Raw genomic sequence first — 19,222 nt, 5'->3', positions numbered from 1 at the left:
GGTGCTTAAGTCCCGCCTGCGCCCAAGTCGAGGGATTTTCGATCGTATGCGCGGCCCTTCGCGCGCCCTGACTGCAGGGAAGGCCTGGGGTCGGCGTGATCGCGGCCTCCCGACCGGGCGAAACCTGTCTTTCTCAGAGCCTTCAGCCGCTCGACCGCCTGACCCGGATCGCCCATGCTCGGCTTCGCCAAGAAACTTCTCGGTTCCTCCAACGACCGCAAGGTCAAGGCCTTCCAGGCCCAGGTCCAGAAGATCAACGCCCTTGAATCCAAGTTCGAGGCCTTCTCGGACGATGAACTGCGCATGATGACGCAGACCTTCCGGGACCGCGTCGAGGGCGGCGAAAGCCTCGACAAGCTGCAGAACGAGGCCTTCGCCGTCGTGCGCGAAGCTTCCAAGCGCGTTCTGGGCCAGCGTCAGTACGACGTGCAGATGGCCGGCGGCATGATCCTGCACGAGGGCGGCATCGCCGAGATGCGGACCGGCGAAGGCAAGACCCTGGTGGCCGTGGCTCCGGTCTATCTGAACGCCCTGGCCGGCAAGGGCGTTCACGTCGTCACCGTCAACGACTACTTGGCCCGCCGCGACGCGGACACCATGGGCAAGGTCTATCGCTTCCTGGGCCTGGAAGTCGGAGTCATCGTCAACGGCCTGTCGCAGGGCCAGCGCCAGATGGCCTATCAGGCCGACATCACCTACGGCACCAACAACGAATTCGGCTTCGACTATCTGCGCGACAACCTGGTCTACGACCGTCGCGAGATGGTGCAGCGCGGCCACCACTTCGCCATCGTCGACGAAGTCGACTCCATCCTGATCGACGAGGCGCGCACGCCGCTGATCATCTCGGGCCCGACCGAGGACCGGTCGGACCTCTACAAGATCGTCGACGCCCTGGTGAAGGAGCTGGTCAAGGACAAGGCGACCTTCGACCTCGACGAAAAGCAGCGCCAGGCCCTGCTGACCGAGCTGGGCTCGGAGCGCATGGAGCAGATGCTCGAACAGGGCGGCCACTTCGCCGAGGACACCGTCGACCTGTACGACCCGGCCAACGTCAGCCTGGTCCACCACGTCAACCAGGCCCTGCGCGCCAACACCCTGTATCAGCGCGACAAGGACTACATCATCAAGGACGGCGAGATCGTCCTGATCGACGAATTCACCGGCCGCATGATGTCCGGCCGTCGCCTGTCCGAAGGTCTGCACCAGGCCATCGAGGCCAAGGAGGACGTCAAGATCCTGCCCGAGAACCAGACCCTGGCCTCGGTGACCATCCAGAACTACTTCCGCCTCTACGAAAAGCTGTCCGGCATGACCGGCACCGCCGCGACCGAGGCCCAGGAATTCCTCGACATCTACAAGATGGACGTCCTGGAAGTGCCGACCAACCGCCCGATCCAGCGCAAGGACTACGACGACGAGGTCTATCGCACCTTCGCCGAGAAGAACCGCGCCATCGCCGCCCAGATCGCCGACTGCTACGTGCGCGGCCAGCCGATCCTGGTCGGCACGGTGTCGATCGAGAAGTCCGAGGAATTGTCCGACCTGCTGAAGGACTACGACTATCAGGTCGAAGTCTCGCGCAAGGTGAAGCCCGAATACGAGGGCCGCGAGAAGGACGCCCAGAAGGCCGGCGACCTGGCCTATGACGTGGAATACGTCACCGGCCGCGGCATTCCGCACAATGTGCTGAACGCGCGTCAGCACGAGCAGGAAGCCTATATCGTCGCCGAGGCGGGCCTGCCGCACGCGGTGACCATCGCCACCAACATGGCGGGCCGCGGCACCGACATCCAGCTGGGCGGCAACCTGGAGATGCGCGTCCAGCGCTGGACCCAGGAACAGCGCAACATGGCCGTCGAGGTGACGCCCGAAGCCCTCGCCGCCAAGGAAGAGGAATTCAAGGCCGAGATCGCCGCCGCCAAGGCGAAGGCCATGTCCGTCGGCGGCCTGTTCGTCCTGGGCACCGAACGCCACGAAAGCCGTCGTATCGACAACCAGCTGCGCGGCCGCACCGGCCGTCAGGGCGACCCCGGCACCTCGAAATTCTACCTGTCGTGCGAAGACGACCTGTTGCGCATCTTCGCCGGCGACCGTCTGGACAGCATCATGAAGTCCTTCGGCGTGGCCGAGGGCGAGGCCATCAGCCACCCCTGGCTGAACCGTGCCGTCGAGACCGCCCAGAAGCGCGTCGAGGCCCGCAACTACGACATGCGCAAGAACGTGCTGAAGTACGACGACGTCGTGAACGATCAGCGCAAGGCCGTGTTCGAACAGCGCCAGGAGTTCATGGACTCCGAGGATCTGTCGGAACTGGTCGCCGACTTCCGCAACGACGCGATCAACGATCTGGTCGAGCGCTACATGCCGCCCAAGGCCTATGCCGAGCAGTGGGATATCAACGGCCTGGACGAGCGGGTGAAGTCCACCCTCGGCCTCGAACTGCCCCTGCATGACTGGGCCGCGGAGGAAGGCGTCTCCAACGAGGAGATCGAGGAACGCATCCTCGCCGCCGCGGACGCCCGCGCCGCCGAGCGTCTGGAGCTGATCGGCGCCGACCAGACGCGCGGTCTGGAAAAGCAGTTCATGCTGCAGATGATCGACATGCAGTGGCGCGAGCACCTGGTCCATCTGGACCACCTGCGCGGCGTCATCGGCCTGCGCGGCTACGGCCAGCGCGACCCGCTGAACGAATACAAGACCGAGGCCTTCAACCTGTTCGAGACGCTGTTGCACGACCTGCGCCACAACGTCACGCGCTGGTTGATGACGGTCGAGTTCCAGTTCCAGGCGCCCCCGCCGATGGAGATGCCCGAGTTCCAGGAAATCCACCTGAACCCCGGCACAGGCGAGAACGAGATGCTGAACCCGATGGCTCAGAATCCCGAAGGTCAACTGACAGGCGACGACCGCTCCAAACTGCCGGTCGAGGCTCTGCCCATCGGCTGGGAGCGCACCAGCCGCAACGCCGACTGCCCCTGCGGCTCGGGCCGCAAGTTCAAGCACTGCCATGGTAGTTTGATCTAAGGCGCGCTGACGCGCGCGGCGCTACGCTCGCGACGCGGTCGCTCGCTGCTTGAGCGCCAAGGACTGAGTTGAGAGAGGCGGGTTCGCGAAAGCGGCCCGCCTTTTTCTTTGGGCCGTCTCGCGCCATGGCGCCGCACCAGACACGCCTCTTCTCCCCACACGCCGTCATCCTCGGGCTTGACCCGAGGATCCAGTGCTGGGCGCGCTCAACGTTGCTCAAGTCGTGCAGGCGGAAGCCGCGATCCTCGGGTCAAGCCCGAGGATGACGAGGTGAAAAGCAAGCGCGTGACGGCGCCGCGCAGGCCCGCTAGCGTGCGGCCATGAACTACAAGCCCCTGTTCTCGCGCGCGCTCGGCCTTGATCCGGAACGCCTGCATTTCGCCGCCCACAGCCACCACCTGTGGCCCGACGCCAGCTTCGACGGCCAGGTTCAGGCCTGGGCCGAGGCCAACCGCTTCGCCGACCGAAAATGGGACCTGGTGTTCGGCGACGTCATTCCCGAGGCTCAGGGCCATGTAGCCGGAGAGCTGGGCCTGCCCTCCCCCGACAGCCTGATCTTCGCGCCCAATACGCATGAAATCCTGCTGCGCATCGTCTCGGCGGTCGACAGGGCGCCCGTGCGCATCCTGGCCACCGACGGCGAGTTCCACTCCTTCCGCCGCCAGTCGGAACGCTGGGAGGAGGCGGGACAGGCGGTCGTCACCCGCGTGCCTCTGGCGCCGTTCGAGACCTTCGCCGACCGCTTCGTCGCGGCGGCCAGGGCAGGCGGTCACGACCTGATCTTCGTCAGCCAGGTCTTCTTCCGCACCGGCGGCCTGTTCGAGCGGATCGGCGAGCTGGCGGAGATGGCCGATCCGGCGGGACCGTGGGTGGTGGTGGACGGCTACCACGGCTTCATGGCGACGCCGACGGACCTGTCGGCCGTGGCGGATCGGGTCTTCTATCTGGCCGGCGGTTACAAATACGCCATGGCGGGCGAAGGCGCCTGCTTCCTGCACGCCCCGCCCGGCTTCGGCCCGCGCCCGGTCGTGACCGGCTGGTTTGCCGAGTTCGGCCATCTGGAAGGCCCGCCCGGCGGCGTCCAGTACCGCACCGACGGCGGCCGCTTCTGGGGGGCCACCTTCGACGCCAGCGCCCTGTACCGCTTCAACGCCGTGCGCCGGATGCTGGACCAGCACGGCCTGACCACGGCGATGATCGCCGGCCACGCACGCGGCCTTCAGGCCCGGTTTCAGACGGCGATCCAGGGCGGAGACGCCGGGACGTTGAACAAGGCCGAGATCCTGAACCCGGTCGAGGGGGCGGAGCCGCGCGCCCGCTTCCTGGCCCTGCGTCACGCCGACGCCCCGCGCTGGAAGACGGCCCTGCAGGAGATGAACGTCATCGCCGACGTGCGCGACGACGTGATCCGCTTCGGCTTCAGCCTGTATCAGAGCGAGGACGACGTGGCGCGGCTGATCCACGCCTGCGCCCGGCTGGACTAGGCCTCAGAAGAACAGGCTGTCGGCGTCGCGCCGGGCCTCGGGCGGATCCGTGCGACGGGGCGAGGACGGGCGAGCGGGCGAGGATCGGCCCGGCGAGGGCGGCGCCTTGGCCCTCGGCGCCGGATCGCCCGGCAAGGCGGGGGCCGGAGGCGCAGCCCGCGCCGGGGCTGCGGCGAGCGGCGCGGAGGGCGCAACGGTCTTGGCCGGCGGCGGCCCGAGACGCGGATAGGCCGGGCCCGACGGTTCGGCGGCGCGGCGCGAGACGACGGCCGGGGGCGCTGACGACGGCGCTCCATCAAGCGAGGCTGCGGCCGCGAGCAACTGACGCGCCTGCGCCCGCGCGCGGGGATGATCGCACCGGCACAGCGCCAAGCCGGTCGCCCCCCGCCAGATCAGCAGGGGACGACGCGGCGGTTCGGCCCACCGGCGAGCCAGGCGCTCGATCTCGCGCGCCAGCGCGGGAGCGTCGGGCGGCGTCGGACGGAGGTCATACCCCTGAGATTCCAGCTCGGGTGCGATCTGCGCCAGCCAGTCGGCGCCGCTGGCAGCGCCGTGAACATAGACGGGGGCAAGGCCGAAGGCGGCGGGCCCGGCCGCCGCTTCCAGACGCGCCTCGAACCCCTCGGGCGCGACGATCGGCTGCGGCGTATGGCGCGCCACAGCCAGCCACCAGGCGGCCAGCGCCACCCCCAGCATCAGCAGGCCCAGCACGGCGCCGATCACGACGCCCAGCAGGATGCGCGGCAGTTGGGAAGGGGCGGCGGACGACGTCATCTTCCGTCAGGACTAGCATCGAACCGCCCGACGACAACCCCCGCCGAGGTCAGACCGCCAGATCGAACAGAGCGTCGCGGGTGATCTCTGTGTGGGTCATGGGGAACAGATGGCCGCCGCCCGCCACCGTCTCGACCTGCAAATCGGGCCGACGCCCGCCGGGCCGAACCGCGCACAGGCTGCCGGTCTCGCCCTTGAGGATGCGCACCGCACCTGGATAGCGGGCCAGGGCGCGCCAGGGGTCGTGCGCCTGGGCGGCGTAGTTCGAGGCCTCCCACGCCGGGCTGCAGGCCAGCTCCAACCCCTTGTCGGTCTCGATCAGGCCGTCGGCCAGATAGTCGGCCAGCATCAGATCCGGCCAACCCTTGAAGGCGCCCCGCCCCCGATAGGCGGCCAGGGCCTGCTCCCGGCTGTCGAACACGGCGCGGCGTTTCAGGGTGCGCGAGACGATGGGAAAGCGTCGCGACAACCGCCCGGCCAGCGGCAGATTCAGCGCCATCACCATGGGGCGCGGCCAGATCACAGGGTCAAGCAGCAGCAAGCGCGACACCCGGTCGGGACGCTCGGCGGCGGCCAGCAGGCCGCTGGTCCCGCCGATGGAATGGCCGGCCAGGGCCACGGGCGGGCCGCCGGTCGCCTCCAGCAGGGCGATCAGGTCGTCGCGGTGATCCTTCCAGCTGCGATGGCCTTCGGGCTCGGCGGGCAGACGCGTCGCCCCATGGCCGCGCAAGTCAGGCGCCCAGATGCGCAGGGCGCTGGACAGAGGCTGCAACAGGGTGCGGTAGGTGCGGGCGTTGAAGCCGTTGGCGTGGACGAAGACCAGATCGACCGGTCGCTCGGGATCGCCGAAGTCGAGCACCGCCATCTCGCCGCCGCCCCAGCGGTTGTCGATGGGGACGCTGATCCGGCGCGGCGCCGACAGGGCCAGGGCGTCCATCAGGTTCAGGCCGCCACGCGACAGGCCGGGCAGCGGCCATGCCCTTCTATGGTGGTGCGTTCGATGGCGTAGCCGGCGCCGGCGGCGGCGCGGGCGAAGGCGTCGCCGCCCTGAACCGCCACCTCTTCGGCGGCGCCGCAGCAATCGCAGATCAGGAAGGCCGCCGCGTGCCCCTTGTCCTCGCCCAGGGCGTCGGCGGTGCAGGCGACATAGGCGCTGATGGAGGCGATGCGGTGCGCCAGGCCCCGGCGCTCCAGAAAGTCGAGCGCGCGATAGACGGTCGGGGGCTTGGCCGCCTGGCCGTCCAGGCCGTAGCGGGCGATCAGGTCATAAGCCTTCACCGGCTCGCCCGCCGTCAGCAGCAGCTCCAGCACCCGGCGGCGCGGGGCGGTCATGCGCTCGCCGTCGGCGGCGCAGCGCGCCTCGACGGCGGCCAGGGCGCGGTCCACCTCGGCGGCGCCGAGATGGTGTTCAGCGTGTTCGTGATCGCAGGCCAGACCCATGGCCTACAGCTAGGAGGTCATGACCGCCGCTGCAACCGCATCCACGGTCGCACCCGCGCGCGACGCCGCCGGTCGCTGACGCAATGTGGCCAAACAGCGGCGTTTGCGGAGGCTCCGGCCATAGGCTAGAAGAACCGACCTTTCTGTTCAGAAGATCCTTTTTCATGACCGACGCGACCCAAGCGAACAGCCCCCTGTCGGGCAACGTCCTGTTCTATTCCCAGCCCGAGCCGCTGTCGGCCGAGGCTCACGGCAAGCTGGGCGTGACCCCGGCGGACAAGCCCTACGCCTTCGTCGCCCAGACCAATGTGGTGCCGCTGACGGTGACCGAGTTCGCCCCGGCCGCCCTGTCCTATCCAGTCATCTTCGTCGGCGACGCCAAGCAGCCGGTCGCCGCCATGGGCCTGAACGCCGCCGAGAACCTGTTCATCGAGGACGGCGACTTCCGCCCCGACGCCTACATCCCGGCCTACGTCCGCCGCTATCCCTTCGTCTTCGCCAATGACGACGAGCAGAAGCGCCTGGTGCTGTGCATCGACCGCGCCGCCCCCTTCGTGGTCGAAGGCGGCGAAACCCCCCTGTTCGAAAACGGCCAGCCCAGCGGCTACGTCAACTTCGGCATGGAGTTCTGCAACAACTTCGAGCAGGAGCGCGTGCGCAGCGAGTCCTTCGTCGCCCTGCTGAAGGAACTGGACCTGTTCGAGGTGCGCGAGGCCAACTACACCCCGCGCAACGCCGACGGTTCGGCCGGAACGCCGCAGAAGATCGCCGAATATTTCGCCGTCTCGGAAGACAAGCTGAAGGCCCTGCCGGCCGAGAAGCTGGCCGAACTGCGCGACAACGGCGCCCTGGGCCAGATTTACGCCCACCTGGTGTCGCTGCTGGGCTGGGATCGCCTGATCGCCATGGCCCTGACCCGCGCCGCCAAGCAGCAGCCCGTCGCCGCGAACGCCTGATTTTTTTGAGGAGCCTAACGCGCGTTCGCCGGCGTGAGGGCTCTTTCGAGGGCCTAACGCGCTTTCGCGCTACTTGAGGCCGCTAGAAGTCAAAAAGATCAAACGCCCCGTCAGGACACTGGCGGGGCGTTTTTCTTATCCTTCTCCCCTTGTGGGAGAAGGTGGCCCGCCAGGGCCGGATGAGGGGTCTCTCCGAAGTTTGACGCCGGCTAACGGTCAGGGGCGCGAAACCCCTCATCCGTCCGGCTTCGCCGTCCACCTTCTCCCACAGGGGGAGAAGGACGCGACCTTAGCGGCGCGCGACCAGGGCGCGGGTCAGGCAGGAGAAGACCAACCGCCCCGCCTCGTCCAGCAGGTCCTGCTGGGCGATGACGACGCCCTTCTCGTCGCCGACCGGATCCTTGCCCATGATGGTCAGGCGACCGCGCAGCAGTTCGCCAGCCGGGGGGCTGCGCAGGAAGCGAAGGCCGTCGACCGCCAGGGTCTTGGCGCCCGCCCAGCCGCTGGTGCGGTCGGCGGCCAGGCGGCTCCACAGGGCGTAGACCATGGCCTCGGGCGCGCCATAGGCCACGTCCCACCCCGGCAGGAAGCGTTCTGCGAACAGGTCCAGCGCCGCCGCATCCACCGCGCAGGCCCCCAGGGGGATGACCTGGCCGATCTCGAGATCCTCGAAATGGATGTGCAGCGGCTCGGTCATGCGCGGTCTTCCCTCGGTCAGGCGGCCGGTTCCTCCGACACCCGAACCATCAGCTTGCCGTCATGGTCGCCCGTGAACAAGCGGTTCAGCGAGCCGACCGCGCCTTCCAGGCCGTCGTCGACATGGACCTTCCAGTGAATCTTCCCGTCCGCCAGCCACGGCCCCATCTCGGCGACCATCTCCTTGGCCCGATGAGCGTAGTCGAGGACCAGGAAGCCCTTCACGTCCAAGCGGTGGGTGATGATGCGTGCGAAGTTGGGCGAGGGCGGCATCCGCGTGGCGTTATAGGCCGAGATCAGGCCGCAGACGGCCATGCGGCCGTGCACCTTCAGCCGGTTCCACACCGCGATCATGATGTCGCCGCCGACGTTCTCGAAATTGAGATCGATCCCGTCCGGAGCCAGCCGATCCAGGGCGTCGCCGACGTCCTCGTTCTTGTAGTCGACGGCGCCGTCAAAACCGAGGTCCTCGGTCAGCCAGCGGCATTTCTCGGCGCCGCCGGCGATGCCGATGACGCGACAGCCGCGCTGCTTGGCCACCTGGCCGGCGATGGAGCCGACCGCGCCCGCCGCCGCCGAGATGACCAGGGTCTCGCCCGGCTTGGCCTTCAGCACGTCGGTGACGCCGAAATAGGCGGTCATGCCGGTCATCCCCAGCACGGACAGGTTGGCGGTCAGCGGCAGGCCCGGCGCGCGATGAACCGGCCGCAGCCCGGCCTCGGGCACGACGGCGTAATCGGCCCAGGCGCCCGACAGAGGCATGACCAGGTCGCCTTCCCTGAACCGCTCGCCGCGCGATTGTTCGACTACGCCCAGGGTCAGGCCGCGCATGACGTCGCCCAGGCCGACGGGCGGCAGATAGCCCTCGGAATCATTCATCCAGGTGCGGTTGGTCGGGTCGATCGACAGATAGATGGTGCGGACCAGAACCTCGCCGTCCTTCAACTCCGGCACGAGGCTTTCCACCAGCTCCAGATCGCCGTCCTGGATCAGGCCGTGCGGCCGCTGACGCAGGATCCATTGTCTGTTGCGCAGGCTCATCATTCCGCCTCCCTGAGCGTTTTCTTTCAAGACCCATAGTGACGCCTCTTCCTCACAGAGCAAGCGGATCAGGCGTCCCGGAGCCCGCTTGCCGACAAAAAAGAAGGCGGACCCGTTCAGGGTCCGCCAGGAGTCGCATCATCGAGAATGAGGCGAGGGCGAAGACCGACGGTCAGGCCGGTCCGGGGGAATAGCCCTCGGCGATCGGATAACGACGGGCGCGCAACTCGGTTCCCGCCTCGGCCGACTTCCTGGCGCTCTCGACGTCGAAGGAACGGCCGCGCGACGGCGACGTTCGCCATACAGGTTTTCTAACCGCGACAAGGAGGCGAGCCGATGACCCATCAAGACCCGCATTCCCATTCCGCCGACGCCGTGAACACGCACCATGCGGTCGAGGCGCAGTATGTCCGCCAGGGCCGCGGCGGGCGGCGAATCCTGATGATCCTGCTGCTCTCGGCCGGAGCCGCCGCCGTCCTGCTGATCGGCATGTGGGCGGTCAGCAACAGCGGCTTCGCGCGTCAAGACGGCGCCTCCGAACCCGCGCCGGTCGAGGCTTCGGCCGAAGCTCCGGCTGCGGCGCTGGCCGAACCCGCCACCTAGAGCGACATCGGTTCACATGCGATCGCCTGCGAACCCCGGATGTTCGCTCAATGGTCCAGACACGGAAAAGGCCCCGAGACGGCGCTCGGGGCCTTTCGAAACGGTCCCGTCGGGTCGCCCTTACGCGGCCTGCTTCTGGCGCGAAGGGTGGAAGAAGAGCGCCTGGCTGATCGCCGCCTTCACCGTTTCCGGCTGGAAGGGCTTGGTGATCAGGAAGGTCGGCTCGGGGCGCTCGCCGGTCAGCAGCCGCTCGGGGAAGGCGGTGATGAAGATGACCGGCACGTCGAAGCGCTTGAGGATGTCCTTGACCGCGTCGATGCCGGAAGAGCCGTCAGCCAGCTGGATGTCGGCCAGCACCAGACCCGGCTTGTGACGCGACACCGCGTCCACGGCCTCGTCGTGGGTGGTGGCGGTGCCGGTGACGCGGTGGCCCAGCTCCTTCACCAGGCTTTCGATGTCGGCCGAGATGATGGCTTCGTCCTCGATGATCAGGACGTCGGTCGCCAGTTCGGCGTCGATGTCCGACTGCGCTTCGGCGATCAGGCGTTCGACCGTGCGCGGATCGACGGCCAGAATCTGGGCGGCCTCGGACGGGGTGAAGCCCTCCAGGGCGGTCAGCAGGAAGGCCTGACGCGAGCGCGGCGAAATCCGCATCAGACGGTGGGCCGCGTCGTCGCCCTCGACCGCCGCGCCGTCCTCGAGCTGCGCCCCCGTGGCCGACCAGATGGCGTGAAACACATGATAGAGAGCGACACGCGGCGTCATGTCCGTGGGCAGCTGGCGCTCGCCCGCCGCGAGCGCCTCGAGGGCCACGCGCACATAGTTGTCGCCCGTGGCCTGGTCGCCGGTCAACGCACGGGCGTAACGACGAACATAGGGCAGATGAGGCGCAAGTCTGGCCAGAAGGCTCATACGGTCTTTCCCCGACAATCTCAGCGCCGCGCACGTGTCGGCGCACTAGCGGTCTCAACGTATCAAATGCGCCACGGTTCCCGGTTCCTTCGCCAGCTTGAGCATAAAAACGCAGAAGGCTAGGAACCGTATGCAAGAGGCGGCGTTTTCCGCTTCTACAGGCGTTTCAACTGGCTTGGGCGGCAGCCGTAAACTCGATGATCAACACCAAGGACACCCCCGCTCACCCCGACGGGACACCGTCGCGCGATCGAGGGCTTGAAGAGGTTCGCCTGCGTCAGCAGGCGATCGGCGTGAAGCTGCGCCACATGTTCGACGAGGTCGTGAACGAGCCCGTCCCCGACGAGTTCCTCGAGATTCTCAGACGCGCGGATCAGGCGTCTTCCTCCAAGGAGGGACAGTGACCAGCACTCCATCCCGGCCCCCGTCGGCCGACGACGGCGCCTTCAAGGCCGAACTGGTCACCCTGATCCCCCATCTGCGCGCTTTCGCCCGTACACTGACCGGCGACCCCACCTCGGCCGACGACCTGGCCCAGGAAGCCATGATGAAGGCCTGGGACGCCCGGGCCAGCTATCAGATGGGCACGAACATGAAGGCCTGGACCTTCATGATCCTGCGCAACCAGTTCTATTCGGAAAAGCGGCGCTCCTGGCGCCAGACCCAGCTGGACCAGGAAGCCGCCGAGCGCACCCTGATCGCCGTCGACGATCCCGAGGCGCCCGTCGCCCTGGACGAATTGCGCCAGGCGCTTCAGACCCTGCCCGAGGAGCAGAGGGAGGCGCTGATCCTCGTCGGCGCCGGGGGCTTCGCCTATGAGGAGGCGGCCGAAATCTGCCAGTGCGCCGTGGGCACGGTGAAGAGCCGGGTGTCCCGCGCCCGCAAGGCGCTGCAGGCCACGCTGGAGCGCGGCGGCTACACCCGCGACGGAAAGTCCGCCGGGGACGCGATGCGCTCCATCCTGGCCGACGCCGACAGGCTGAGCGGCTCCGGGCGGCGCTAGTCGTGCTGCGGGTCGGCCGGCTTCTGGGGCGAAAGCTCGGAAGACCCAGCGTGCAGGGAATCCGGTTCCGCCTCGGCGTCGCCATGGCCATCGCCCTGCTGCCCATCCTGCTGCTGGCCGCGATCCAGACCGAGGCCGGGTTTCGCCGCCAGGCGGCCGAACAGCGCATCGACCTGCAACTGGCCGCCGACCGCAGCGCCGCTCACGCCAAGAACAATATCGACAGCACCGTGGTGTTGTTGCACGCCCTGGCTCCAGAGGGCGTCGGCTTCTACTGCGAGCCGCGCCTGACGGCCCTGGTCGATCGGATGGACAGCATCGTCGCCCTGGCCCGCTTCAGCCCCACGGGCGAGCCCGTCTGCGCCTCGCGCGACGCCCGCCCGCCCACGGCGGCCCAGGTCCGCGAACGAGCCTGGTATCAACGGCTGCGGCGCGGCGAGAGCGTGGCCATAGAATGGACGTCCGGCCAGCCGAACGCCCTGCTGGTAGGGGTGCGTTCCGAACGTCCCATGGGCGCCTTCCAGGGCGCGATGGCCGCCGTCCTGCCGTTGTCGGCGCTGCAGCCGGACATCCGCGACCCCGCCCTGCCGCTCGGAGCCCAGGCCGCGGTGATCGATGCTTCCGGCCGGGTGCTGACCGCGACCGACCCCGCGGCCTTCCAACTCGATGATCCCCAGGCGATCGCCGCCTGGGCCGCCCAGGCCGAGCGTGGCGACACCGCCCTGTTCGAGGCGAAGGACGCGCGCGGCCGTCGTCACGTCTATGCCGGCGCGCCGTTGTCGGGGCGCGACGTCTTCGTCCTGCTGTCCGCGCCCGCGCCCGGCCTGCTGTCGTGGGCGCGGCTGAATCCGTTCGGCACCCTGCTTCTGCCGCTGGGCGCCTGGTTGGCGACCTTCGCCGCCGTGATGCTGCTGTCGGAACGGATCGTCGTGCGCTGGCTCGGCTATCTGGAGCGGGTCGCCGCCATCTATGCGCGAGGCCGCTTCTCGGTCCGCCCCGTGCAGGCCGAGCACGCCCCGGCCGAGATCCGCGTCCTGGCCCGCACCCTCGGCGTCCTGGGCGACAACATCACCCGGCGCGACAAGGCCCTGCTGGAAGCCCTCGACGAGAAGGACGCGCTGATGCGCGAGATCCATCACCGGGTGAAGAACAACCTGCAGATCATCTCCTCCCTGCTGTCGATGCAGCAGCGGGCCGTGGCCGACCCCAGCGCCCGCGCGGCCCTGGGGGACACGCGGCAGCGGATCGCCGCCCTGGCCCTGATCTATCGCATCCTCTACCAGAGCGAGCATGTCCGCGAGGCCGACTCCGAGACCTTCCTGCGCGAACTGGTCGGCCAGTTGATCGCCGGCGAGGCGGTGCGCGGCCCCCTGGTGACCACGACGATCGAAGCCGATCCCCTGGTCATCGACCCCGACAAGCTGGCGCCCCTGGCCCTATGGGTGGTCGAGGCCGTCTCCAACGCCCAGAAGCACGCCTTCGCCGGGCGCGGCGGCGACCTTCAGGTGCGCTTCCGCGTCCGAGGCGACACCAGCGTCCTGGAGGTGCAGGACGACGGCCCCGGCGTGGCCGACGCCGCTGCGGCCGGGGTCGGCCGCACCCTGATGATCGCCTTCGCCAAACAGCTGCGCGGCGAGGCCGAGATCGTCCCGGCGCCCGAAGGAGGCCTGATCGCCAGGCTGACCTTCGCCACGCCGGAGGCGCACGGCGGCGCCCAGGTGCGCGAGGTTGCCGCCTTCCGTCTCAGCGGAACCGCCCCTCAAGCGTAGCGTTGTTTCCGGGACGGGCGCCGAGCCCGAAACCTTCAGGAGCTTCCTATGCGCAAACTCATCATTCTGGCTGTCGCCGCCGCCGCCCTGACCACCGCCGCCTGCAACACCATCCAGGGCGTCGGCAGGGACACACAGGCCGCCGGACAAGCCGTCGAAGGCGCGGCCAGGGACGCCAAGAACTGATCCTTCACGGAAGGATCGACGCCCCCGGAACCCCGCCGCGCGCTTCGCCTGGCGGGGTTTTATTTTTCACTGGCGCGACCCTGGCCGCTTGTTTAGCGTCCCCGCGCCCTATGCCAGGGCCAGGACTTTGAAAATAACATGCGCGTCGGCTGCCCCCGAGAAATCAAGACCAATGAACATCGCGTCGGCCTGACGCCGGCCGCCGTGCGCGAGTACGTCGCCCATGGCCACGCCGTCGTCCTCGAGACCGGGGCGGGCTTAGGCGCGGGCTTTGCCGACGGCGACTACGTCAAGGCGGGCGCCCGCATCGCGCCGGACGCCCGGACGGTCTTCGCCGGCAGCGACATGATCGTGAAGGTCAAGGAGCTGCAGCCGGCCGAGTTCGCCCTGCTGAACGAAGACCACATCCTCTTCACCTATCTGCACCTGGCCCCCGACCCCGAGCAGACCAAGGCCCTGCTGGCCTCCGGCTGCGCCGCCGTGGCCTATGAGACGGTGACGGACCGAAACGGCGGCCTGCCGCTGCTGGCGCCGATGTCCGAGGTGGCCGGGCGCATCGCCGTCTTCTCGGCGGCCGAGACCCTGCTTAAGCACAAGGGCGGCATGGGGCTGCTGTTCTGCGGCGTGCCGGGCGTGGCGCCGGCGCGCGTGCTGGTGCTGGGCGGCGGGGTCGTGGGGCTGAACGCCGCACGCATGGCCATGGGTCTGGGCGCCGAGGTGGTGGTGCTGGAACGCTCCATCCCCCGCATGCGCCAGATCGACGAAGTGACCGGCGGCCGGGTCATCACCCGCTATTCCTCCCTGCACGCCATCGAGGAGGAACTGCCCAAGGCCGATGTGGTGATCGGCGCCGTCCTGACGCCGGGGGCCGAAGCCCCGACCCTGGTGCGCCGCGACCAGTTGGCGTCGATGAAGAAGGGCAGCGTCCTGATCGACGTGGCCATCGACCAGGGCGGTTGTTTCGAAACCTCGCGTCCGACCACCCACGACGATCCGACCTATGTGGTCGACGAGGTGATCCACTACTGCGTCGGCAACATGCCCGGCGCCGTGCCGCGCACCAGTTCGGAGGCCCTTAACAACGCCACCCTGCCCTTCGGACTGGCCCTGGCCGACCGGGGGCTGGACGCCCTGCGCGCCGACCCGCACCTGGCCAAGGGGCTGAACGTGCTGAAGGGCGAGATCACCCATCCGGCGGTGGGCCAGGCGCTGGGCATGGACTGGCGCGATCCCTTCGGCGTCTGGGCCGATACTCGGGCAAGGGGCTGAATCGCACCCACCTGTAATTCGCCGCGCTTCTGGGCCATAAGGCGCCCATGAAGTTCCTCGATCAGGCCAAGATCTATATTCGCTCCGGCAACGGCGGCGCGGGCTCCGTCTCGTTCCGTCGCGAAAAATTCATTCCCAACGGCGGCCCCGACGGCGGCGACGGCGGCAAGGGCGGCGATGTCTGGGTCGAGGCGGCCGATGGGCTGAACACCCTGATCGACTTCCGCTACCAACAGCATTTCAAGGCCCAGACCGGCCACCACGGCCAGGGCCGCCAGATGCACGGCGCCAAGGGCGAGGACGTGGTCCTGCGCGTCCCCGTCGGCACCCAGGTGCTGGACGAGGACAAGGAGACGGTGCTCGTCGATCTGGACGAGCCGGGCATGAAGGTGAAGCTGCTGTCCGGCGGCAACGGCGGCTGGGGCAACACCCGCTTCAAGGGGCCGGTCAACCAGGCGCCGCGCCACGCCAACCCCGGTCAGGACGGTCAGGAGCGCTGGATCTGGCTGCGACTGAAGCTGATCGCCGACATCGGTCTGGCGGGCCTGCCCAACGCCGGCAAGTCGACCTTCCTGTCGGCCGTTTCGGCGGCGCGGCCCAAGGTGGCGGACTATCCCTTCACCACCCTGACGCCGAACCTGGGCATGGTGGACCTGAGCCCGTCGGAACGCTTCGTCATCGCCGACATCCCCGGCCTGATCGAAGGCGCCAGCGAGGGCGCAGGCCTGGGCACCCGCTTCCTGGGCCACGTCGAGCGGTCGGCCAGCCTGATCCACCTGATCGACGGCACGCAGGACGACGTGGTCGAGGCCTATCGCATCATCCGCGGCGAGTTGGAGGCCTATGACGAGGGCCTGGCCGACAAGACCGAGATCCTAGCGCTGAACAAGATCGACGCCCTGACGCCCGAGGCCCGCGAGGAGAAGGCGGCGGCGCTGGAAGCCGTCGCGGGTCGTCGCCCCATGCTGGTGTCCGGCGTCTCGGGCGAGGGGGTGACCGAACTGCTGCGCGCCGCCTGGGCCGAGGTGAAGAAGACCCGCGGCGAGGTCTCGGACGAAGGCGAGGACGTCATTCCCGAAACGCCGGGCGGCTGGCAGCCGTAATCCATCACATGGCCGGATGACGGGGGCGTCGCCGCCCCCTATGTTCGCGCCATGACCGACGCGACCGCCGAATCCGAAATCCCCGCCCGCCCGCTGACCCAAGACGGGCCGCCCTTGCGGCTGTGGATGATCGACGCCTCGGCCTACATCTTCCGCGCCTATCACGCCCTGCCGCCGCTGACCCGCAAGTCGGACGGCCTGCCCGTGGGGGCGGTGCAGGGCTACTGCAACATGCTGTGGAAGCTGTTGAAGGACATGAAGGGCGAGGACGGCCCGACACACCTGGTCGCCGTCTTCGACCATTCGGAGAAGACCTTCCGCAACGATCTCTACGACCAATACAAGGCCCACCGTCCCCCGGCGCCCGAGGATCTGGTCCCGCAGTTCCCGCTGGTGCGCGAGGCGACCAAGGCCTTCGGCGTCCACTGCGTCGAAATGGCCGGATACGAAGCCGACGACCTGATCGCCACATACGCCTGCAAGGCGCGCGACGCGGGCGGCGAGGCGGTGATCGTCAGTTCCGACAAGGACCTGATGCAGCTGATCGGCGACGGCGTGGTCATGTACGACCCGATGAAGGACCGCCGCCTCGAAGAAGAGGCCGTGTTCGAGAAGTTCGGCGTCACGCCCGACAAGGTGGTCGAGGTCCAGGCCCTGATAGGCGACAGCGTCGACAACGTCCCCGGCGCCCCCGGCATCGGCCCCAAGACGGCGGCCCAGCTGATCGGCGAGTACGGCGACCTGGATACGCTTCTGGCCCGCGCGGGCGAGATCAAACAGCCCAAGCGCCGCGAGACCCTGATCAACTTCGCCGACCAAATCCGCCTGTCGCGCGAACTGGTGACGCTGGACTGCGAGGCGCCGATTCCCGAGCCGATCGACGACTTCATCATCCGCGACCCGGATCCCGAGGCCCTGTCGGCCTTCCTGGAGATGATGGAGTTCAAGTCGCTGGCCCGCCGTGTCGGCGACGGCAAAACGCCGCAGAAGGAAGGCTCGGCCTTCACGCGCCAGCCCAGCGCGCCGGTCGCCACGCCGCGCTATGGCCAGACCGAGGTCGCCGCCCCGGCCGAAATCCACGCCATCGACCTCGACCGCTATGAGTGCGTACAGACGCTGGAAGACCTCGACCGCTGGATCGCGCGGGCCAAGGCGGCGGGCGTGGTCGGCTTCGACACCGAGACGGACGCCCTGTCCTCGACCCACGCCGGGCTGTGCGGCCTGTCGCTGGCGGTCGGGCCGAACGAGGCCTGCTACATCCCCCTGACGCATGAGCATGAACCGACCGGCGACGGCGGCCTGGACTTCGGGGACGGCGGGGACGCCCGTCCGCCCCTGCAGCAGATCGACAAGCCGACGGCCCTGGCCCGGCTGAAGGAGCTGCTGGAAGACCCGTCAGTGCTGAAGGTCGGCCAGAACATCAAATACGACCTCGCCGTCATGGCCCGGCGCGGCGTGCGCGTCGCCCCGATCGACGATGTGATGCTGATCTCCTACGTGCTGGAAGGCGGTCTGCACGGCCACGGCATGGACGAGCTGGCGCGGCTGCACCTCGGCCACGAGCCGATGACCTTCAAGAGCGTGGCGGGGACCGGCAAGAGCCAGAAGAGCTTCAAGCACGTCGAGCTGAAATCGGCCGTCTGCTACGCCGCCGAGGATGCGGACGTGACCCTGCGCCTGCATCGCGTGCTGAAGCCGCGCCTGGCGGCCGAGGGCCTGTCGAATGTCTATGAGACGCTGGAGCGCGGCATGCCCGCCGTCCTGGCCGACATGGAGCGGGCCGGGGTGCGGGTCGATCCGGACCGGCTGCGCTCCCTGTCCTCGACCTTCGGCCAGCGCATGGCCGAGCTGGAGGAAGAGGCGCACAAGCTGGCCGGGCGTCCGTTCAACGTCGGCAGCCCGCGCCAGATCGGCGAGATCCTGTTCGGCGAGATGAACCTGCCCGGCGGCAAGAAGACCGCCAGCGGCCAGTGGGGCACCGACGCCAGCGTGCTGGAGGATCTGGCCCAGAACCACCCCCTGCCCCGCACCATTCTGGACTGGCGTCAGCTGTCCAAGCTGAAGGGCACCTATACCGACGCCCTGGTGGCGGCGATGGACCCGCAGACGAACCGGGTCCACACCTCCTATCAGCTGGCGGCGGCGACGACGGGGCGTCTGGCCTCATCCGATCCCAACCTGCAGAACATCCCGATCCGCACCGAGACCGGCCGCCAGATCCGTCAGGCCTTCATCGCTTCGCCGGGCCATGTGCTGATCAGCGCCGACTACAGCCAGATCGAGCTGCGCCTGCTGGCCCACATCGGCGACATTCCCGAGCTGAAGCGCGCCTTCAAGAGCGGTCTGGACATCCACGCGGCGACCGCATCCGAGATGTTCGGCGTGCCGGTCGAGGGCATGCCCAGCGAGACGCGCCGCCGGGCCAAGGCCATCAACTTCGGCATCATCTACGGCATCAGCGCCTTCGGCCTGGCCGCCCAGTTGGGCATCGACCAGGGCGAGGCCGGGGCCTACATCAAGACCTATTTCGAGCGCTTCCCCGGCATCCGCGACTACATGGACAGGACCAAGGCGCTGGTGAAGGAGCAGGGCTTCGTCACCACCGTCTTCGGGCGGCGCATCCACATCCCGGCCATCCACTCCAAGTCCGGCGCCGAGCGCCAGTTCGGCGAGCGCGCGGCCATCAACGCCCCGATCCAGGGCGCCGCCGCCGACATCATCCGCCGCGCCATGATCCGGATGCCCGGCGCCCTGGCCGAGGCCGGTCTCCAGACCCGGATGCTGCTGCAGGTCCACGACGAACTGGTGTTCGAAGCCCCCGAGGCCGAGGCCGAACGCGCCGTCGCCGTGATCCGCCGCGTCATGGAGACCGCCGCCGAACCGGCCGTGGCCCTGAGCGTTCCGCTGGACGTCGAAGCCAAGGCCGCCGGCAACTGGGACGACGCGCACTAACGCCAAC

Annotated in this window: 17 protein-coding genes; 11 read left to right on the top strand and 6 right to left on the bottom strand. The window is 68.6% G+C overall.

What is annotated here, in order from left to right:
- Positions 1-174 precede the first annotated feature (174 nt).
- Together secA and ACWGL1_RS14535 are read left to right on the top strand one after the other, a co-directional pair.
- On the top strand, positions 175-3,027 hold the full coding sequence (secA, locus tag ACWGL1_RS14540) for a preprotein translocase subunit SecA (protein WP_338577738.1): 2,853 nt from the start codon (positions 175-177) through the stop codon (positions 3,025-3,027).
- Positions 3,028-3,347: 320 nt separating this feature from the next.
- Positions 3,348-4,511: a kynureninase/PvdN C-terminal domain-containing protein gene (locus tag ACWGL1_RS14535; protein ID WP_452112383.1), complete on the top strand. Its 1,164-nt coding sequence runs from the start codon at positions 3,348-3,350 to the stop codon at positions 4,509-4,511.
- Positions 4,512-4,514: 3 nt separating this feature from the next.
- On the opposite strand, the gene ACWGL1_RS14530 is transcribed toward ACWGL1_RS14535, so the two are convergent.
- From ACWGL1_RS14530 to ACWGL1_RS14520, 3 genes are read right to left on the bottom strand one after another with little or no spacing between them, the layout of a single operon-like run.
- Entirely contained in the window at positions 4,515-5,285 is a 771-nt protein-coding gene (locus ACWGL1_RS14530) for a hypothetical protein (RefSeq protein ID WP_452112382.1), read from the bottom strand.
- Positions 5,286-5,334: 49 nt separating this feature from the next.
- Positions 5,335-6,222 (bottom strand): alpha/beta hydrolase, encoded by an 888-nt coding sequence (locus ACWGL1_RS14525; protein WP_452112381.1) that lies wholly within the window; start codon positions 6,220-6,222, stop codon positions 5,335-5,337.
- A gap of 5 nt (positions 6,223-6,227) precedes the next feature.
- Complete coding sequence (locus ACWGL1_RS14520; RefSeq protein ID WP_291778606.1) at positions 6,228-6,725, bottom strand: Fur family transcriptional regulator; 498 nt, start codon at positions 6,723-6,725, stop codon at positions 6,228-6,230.
- 164 nt (positions 6,726-6,889) lie between these two features.
- On the opposite strand from ACWGL1_RS14520, the gene ACWGL1_RS14515 reads away from it, so the two are divergent.
- Positions 6,890-7,681: a SapC family protein gene (locus ACWGL1_RS14515; RefSeq protein ID WP_291778603.1), complete on the top strand. Its 792-nt coding sequence runs from the start codon at positions 6,890-6,892 to the stop codon at positions 7,679-7,681.
- Between the two features lie 289 nt (positions 7,682-7,970).
- On the opposite strand, the gene ACWGL1_RS14510 is transcribed toward ACWGL1_RS14515, so the two are convergent.
- A complete protein-coding gene (locus ACWGL1_RS14510) occupies positions 7,971-8,378 on the bottom strand; it encodes a MaoC family dehydratase (protein ID WP_291778600.1) in 408 nt (135 codons plus the stop codon).
- A gap of 17 nt (positions 8,379-8,395) precedes the next feature.
- On the bottom strand, positions 8,396-9,418 hold the full coding sequence (locus ACWGL1_RS14505) for an NADP-dependent oxidoreductase (protein ID WP_452112380.1): 1,023 nt from the start codon (positions 9,416-9,418) through the stop codon (positions 8,396-8,398).
- Positions 9,419-9,754: 336 nt separating this feature from the next.
- Between ACWGL1_RS14505 and ACWGL1_RS14500 the strand changes: the two genes are divergently transcribed.
- The gene (locus ACWGL1_RS14500; RefSeq protein ID WP_291778595.1) at positions 9,755-10,021 is read left to right on the top strand and encodes a hypothetical protein; all 267 of its coding nucleotides are present in this window, start codon (positions 9,755-9,757) and stop codon (positions 10,019-10,021) included.
- Between the two features lie 120 nt (positions 10,022-10,141).
- Here the strand turns inward: ACWGL1_RS14500 and phyR are convergent, their stop codons facing one another.
- The gene (gene phyR, locus ACWGL1_RS14495; protein WP_291778592.1) at positions 10,142-10,933 is read right to left on the bottom strand and encodes an anti-anti sigma factor/receiver protein PhyR; all 792 of its coding nucleotides are present in this window, start codon (positions 10,931-10,933) and stop codon (positions 10,142-10,144) included.
- Between the two features lie 197 nt (positions 10,934-11,130).
- Here phyR and nepR point away from each other — a divergent pair, with 197 nt between their 5' ends.
- The 7 genes from nepR to polA all read left to right on the top strand — a co-directional run bounded on the left by nepR (position 11,131) and on the right by polA (position 19,215).
- A complete protein-coding gene (gene nepR, locus ACWGL1_RS14490; RefSeq protein ID WP_291778589.1) occupies positions 11,131-11,337 on the top strand; it encodes an anti-sigma T factor NepR in 207 nt (68 codons plus the stop codon).
- Positions 11,334-11,936 carry a sigma-70 family RNA polymerase sigma factor gene (locus ACWGL1_RS14485; RefSeq protein ID WP_312219402.1) on the top strand — a complete coding sequence of 201 codons (603 nt, stop codon included), beginning with the start codon at positions 11,334-11,336 and terminating at the stop codon, positions 11,934-11,936. Before nepR ends, ACWGL1_RS14485 begins: the two co-directional genes overlap by 4 nt.
- Before the next feature lie 83 nt (positions 11,937-12,019).
- The gene (phyK, locus tag ACWGL1_RS14480; RefSeq protein WP_452112379.1) at positions 12,020-13,705 is read left to right on the top strand and encodes a sensor histidine kinase PhyK; all 1,686 of its coding nucleotides are present in this window, start codon (positions 12,020-12,022) and stop codon (positions 13,703-13,705) included.
- 48 nt (positions 13,706-13,753) lie between these two features.
- Positions 13,754-13,891 (top strand): entericidin A/B family lipoprotein, encoded by a 138-nt coding sequence (locus ACWGL1_RS14475; protein ID WP_003169829.1) that lies wholly within the window; start codon positions 13,754-13,756, stop codon positions 13,889-13,891.
- 138 nt (positions 13,892-14,029) lie between these two features.
- Positions 14,030-15,160, top strand: a complete 1,131-nt coding sequence (gene ald, locus ACWGL1_RS14470; protein WP_452112378.1) for an alanine dehydrogenase — start codon at positions 14,030-14,032, stop codon at positions 15,158-15,160.
- Between the two features lie 47 nt (positions 15,161-15,207).
- Positions 15,208-16,263 carry a GTPase ObgE gene (obgE, locus tag ACWGL1_RS14465; protein ID WP_343831619.1) on the top strand — a complete coding sequence of 352 codons (1,056 nt, stop codon included), beginning with the start codon at positions 15,208-15,210 and terminating at the stop codon, positions 16,261-16,263.
- A 51-nt stretch (positions 16,264-16,314) separates the two neighbouring features.
- The gene (gene polA / locus ACWGL1_RS14460) at positions 16,315-19,215 is read left to right on the top strand and encodes a DNA polymerase I (RefSeq protein WP_452112377.1); all 2,901 of its coding nucleotides are present in this window, start codon (positions 16,315-16,317) and stop codon (positions 19,213-19,215) included.
- The last annotated feature ends 7 nt before the right edge of the window (positions 19,216-19,222 follow it).

Source organism: Brevundimonas sp. NPDC055812, from assembly GCF_053616535.1.
Note: the sequence above shows the minus strand (reverse complement) of the source record. Positions and strands in the feature narration are given on the sequence as shown.

Excerpts from the sequence above, each read along its gene's own strand:
- secA (WP_338577738.1), top strand. The coding sequence starts at position 175 with ATGCTCGGCTTCGCCAAGAAACTTCTCGGTTCCTCCAACGACCGCAAG.
- ACWGL1_RS14535 (WP_452112383.1), top strand. The coding sequence starts at position 3,348 with ATGAACTACAAGCCCCTGTTCTCGCGCGCGCTCGGCCTTGATCCGGAA.
- ACWGL1_RS14530 (WP_452112382.1), bottom strand. The coding sequence starts at position 5,285 with ATGACGTCGTCCGCCGCCCCTTCCCAACTGCCGCGCATCCTGCTGGGC.
- ACWGL1_RS14525 (WP_452112381.1), bottom strand. The coding sequence starts at position 6,222 with ATGGACGCCCTGGCCCTGTCGGCGCCGCGCCGGATCAGCGTCCCCATC.
- ACWGL1_RS14520 (WP_291778606.1), bottom strand. The coding sequence starts at position 6,725 with ATGGGTCTGGCCTGCGATCACGAACACGCTGAACACCATCTCGGCGCC.
- ACWGL1_RS14515 (WP_291778603.1), top strand. The coding sequence starts at position 6,890 with ATGACCGACGCGACCCAAGCGAACAGCCCCCTGTCGGGCAACGTCCTG.
- ACWGL1_RS14510 (WP_291778600.1), bottom strand. The coding sequence starts at position 8,378 with ATGACCGAGCCGCTGCACATCCATTTCGAGGATCTCGAGATCGGCCAG.
- ACWGL1_RS14505 (WP_452112380.1), bottom strand. The coding sequence starts at position 9,418 with ATGAGCCTGCGCAACAGACAATGGATCCTGCGTCAGCGGCCGCACGGC.
- ACWGL1_RS14500 (WP_291778595.1), top strand. The coding sequence starts at position 9,755 with ATGACCCATCAAGACCCGCATTCCCATTCCGCCGACGCCGTGAACACG.
- phyR (WP_291778592.1), bottom strand. The coding sequence starts at position 10,933 with ATGAGCCTTCTGGCCAGACTTGCGCCTCATCTGCCCTATGTTCGTCGT.
- nepR (WP_291778589.1), top strand. The coding sequence starts at position 11,131 with ATGATCAACACCAAGGACACCCCCGCTCACCCCGACGGGACACCGTCG.
- phyK (WP_452112379.1), top strand. The coding sequence starts at position 12,020 with ATGGCCATCGCCCTGCTGCCCATCCTGCTGCTGGCCGCGATCCAGACC.
- ACWGL1_RS14475 (WP_003169829.1), top strand. The coding sequence starts at position 13,754 with ATGCGCAAACTCATCATTCTGGCTGTCGCCGCCGCCGCCCTGACCACC.
- ald (WP_452112378.1), top strand. The coding sequence starts at position 14,030 with ATGCGCGTCGGCTGCCCCCGAGAAATCAAGACCAATGAACATCGCGTC.
- obgE (WP_343831619.1), top strand. The coding sequence starts at position 15,208 with ATGAAGTTCCTCGATCAGGCCAAGATCTATATTCGCTCCGGCAACGGC.
- polA (WP_452112377.1), top strand. The coding sequence starts at position 16,315 with ATGACCGACGCGACCGCCGAATCCGAAATCCCCGCCCGCCCGCTGACC.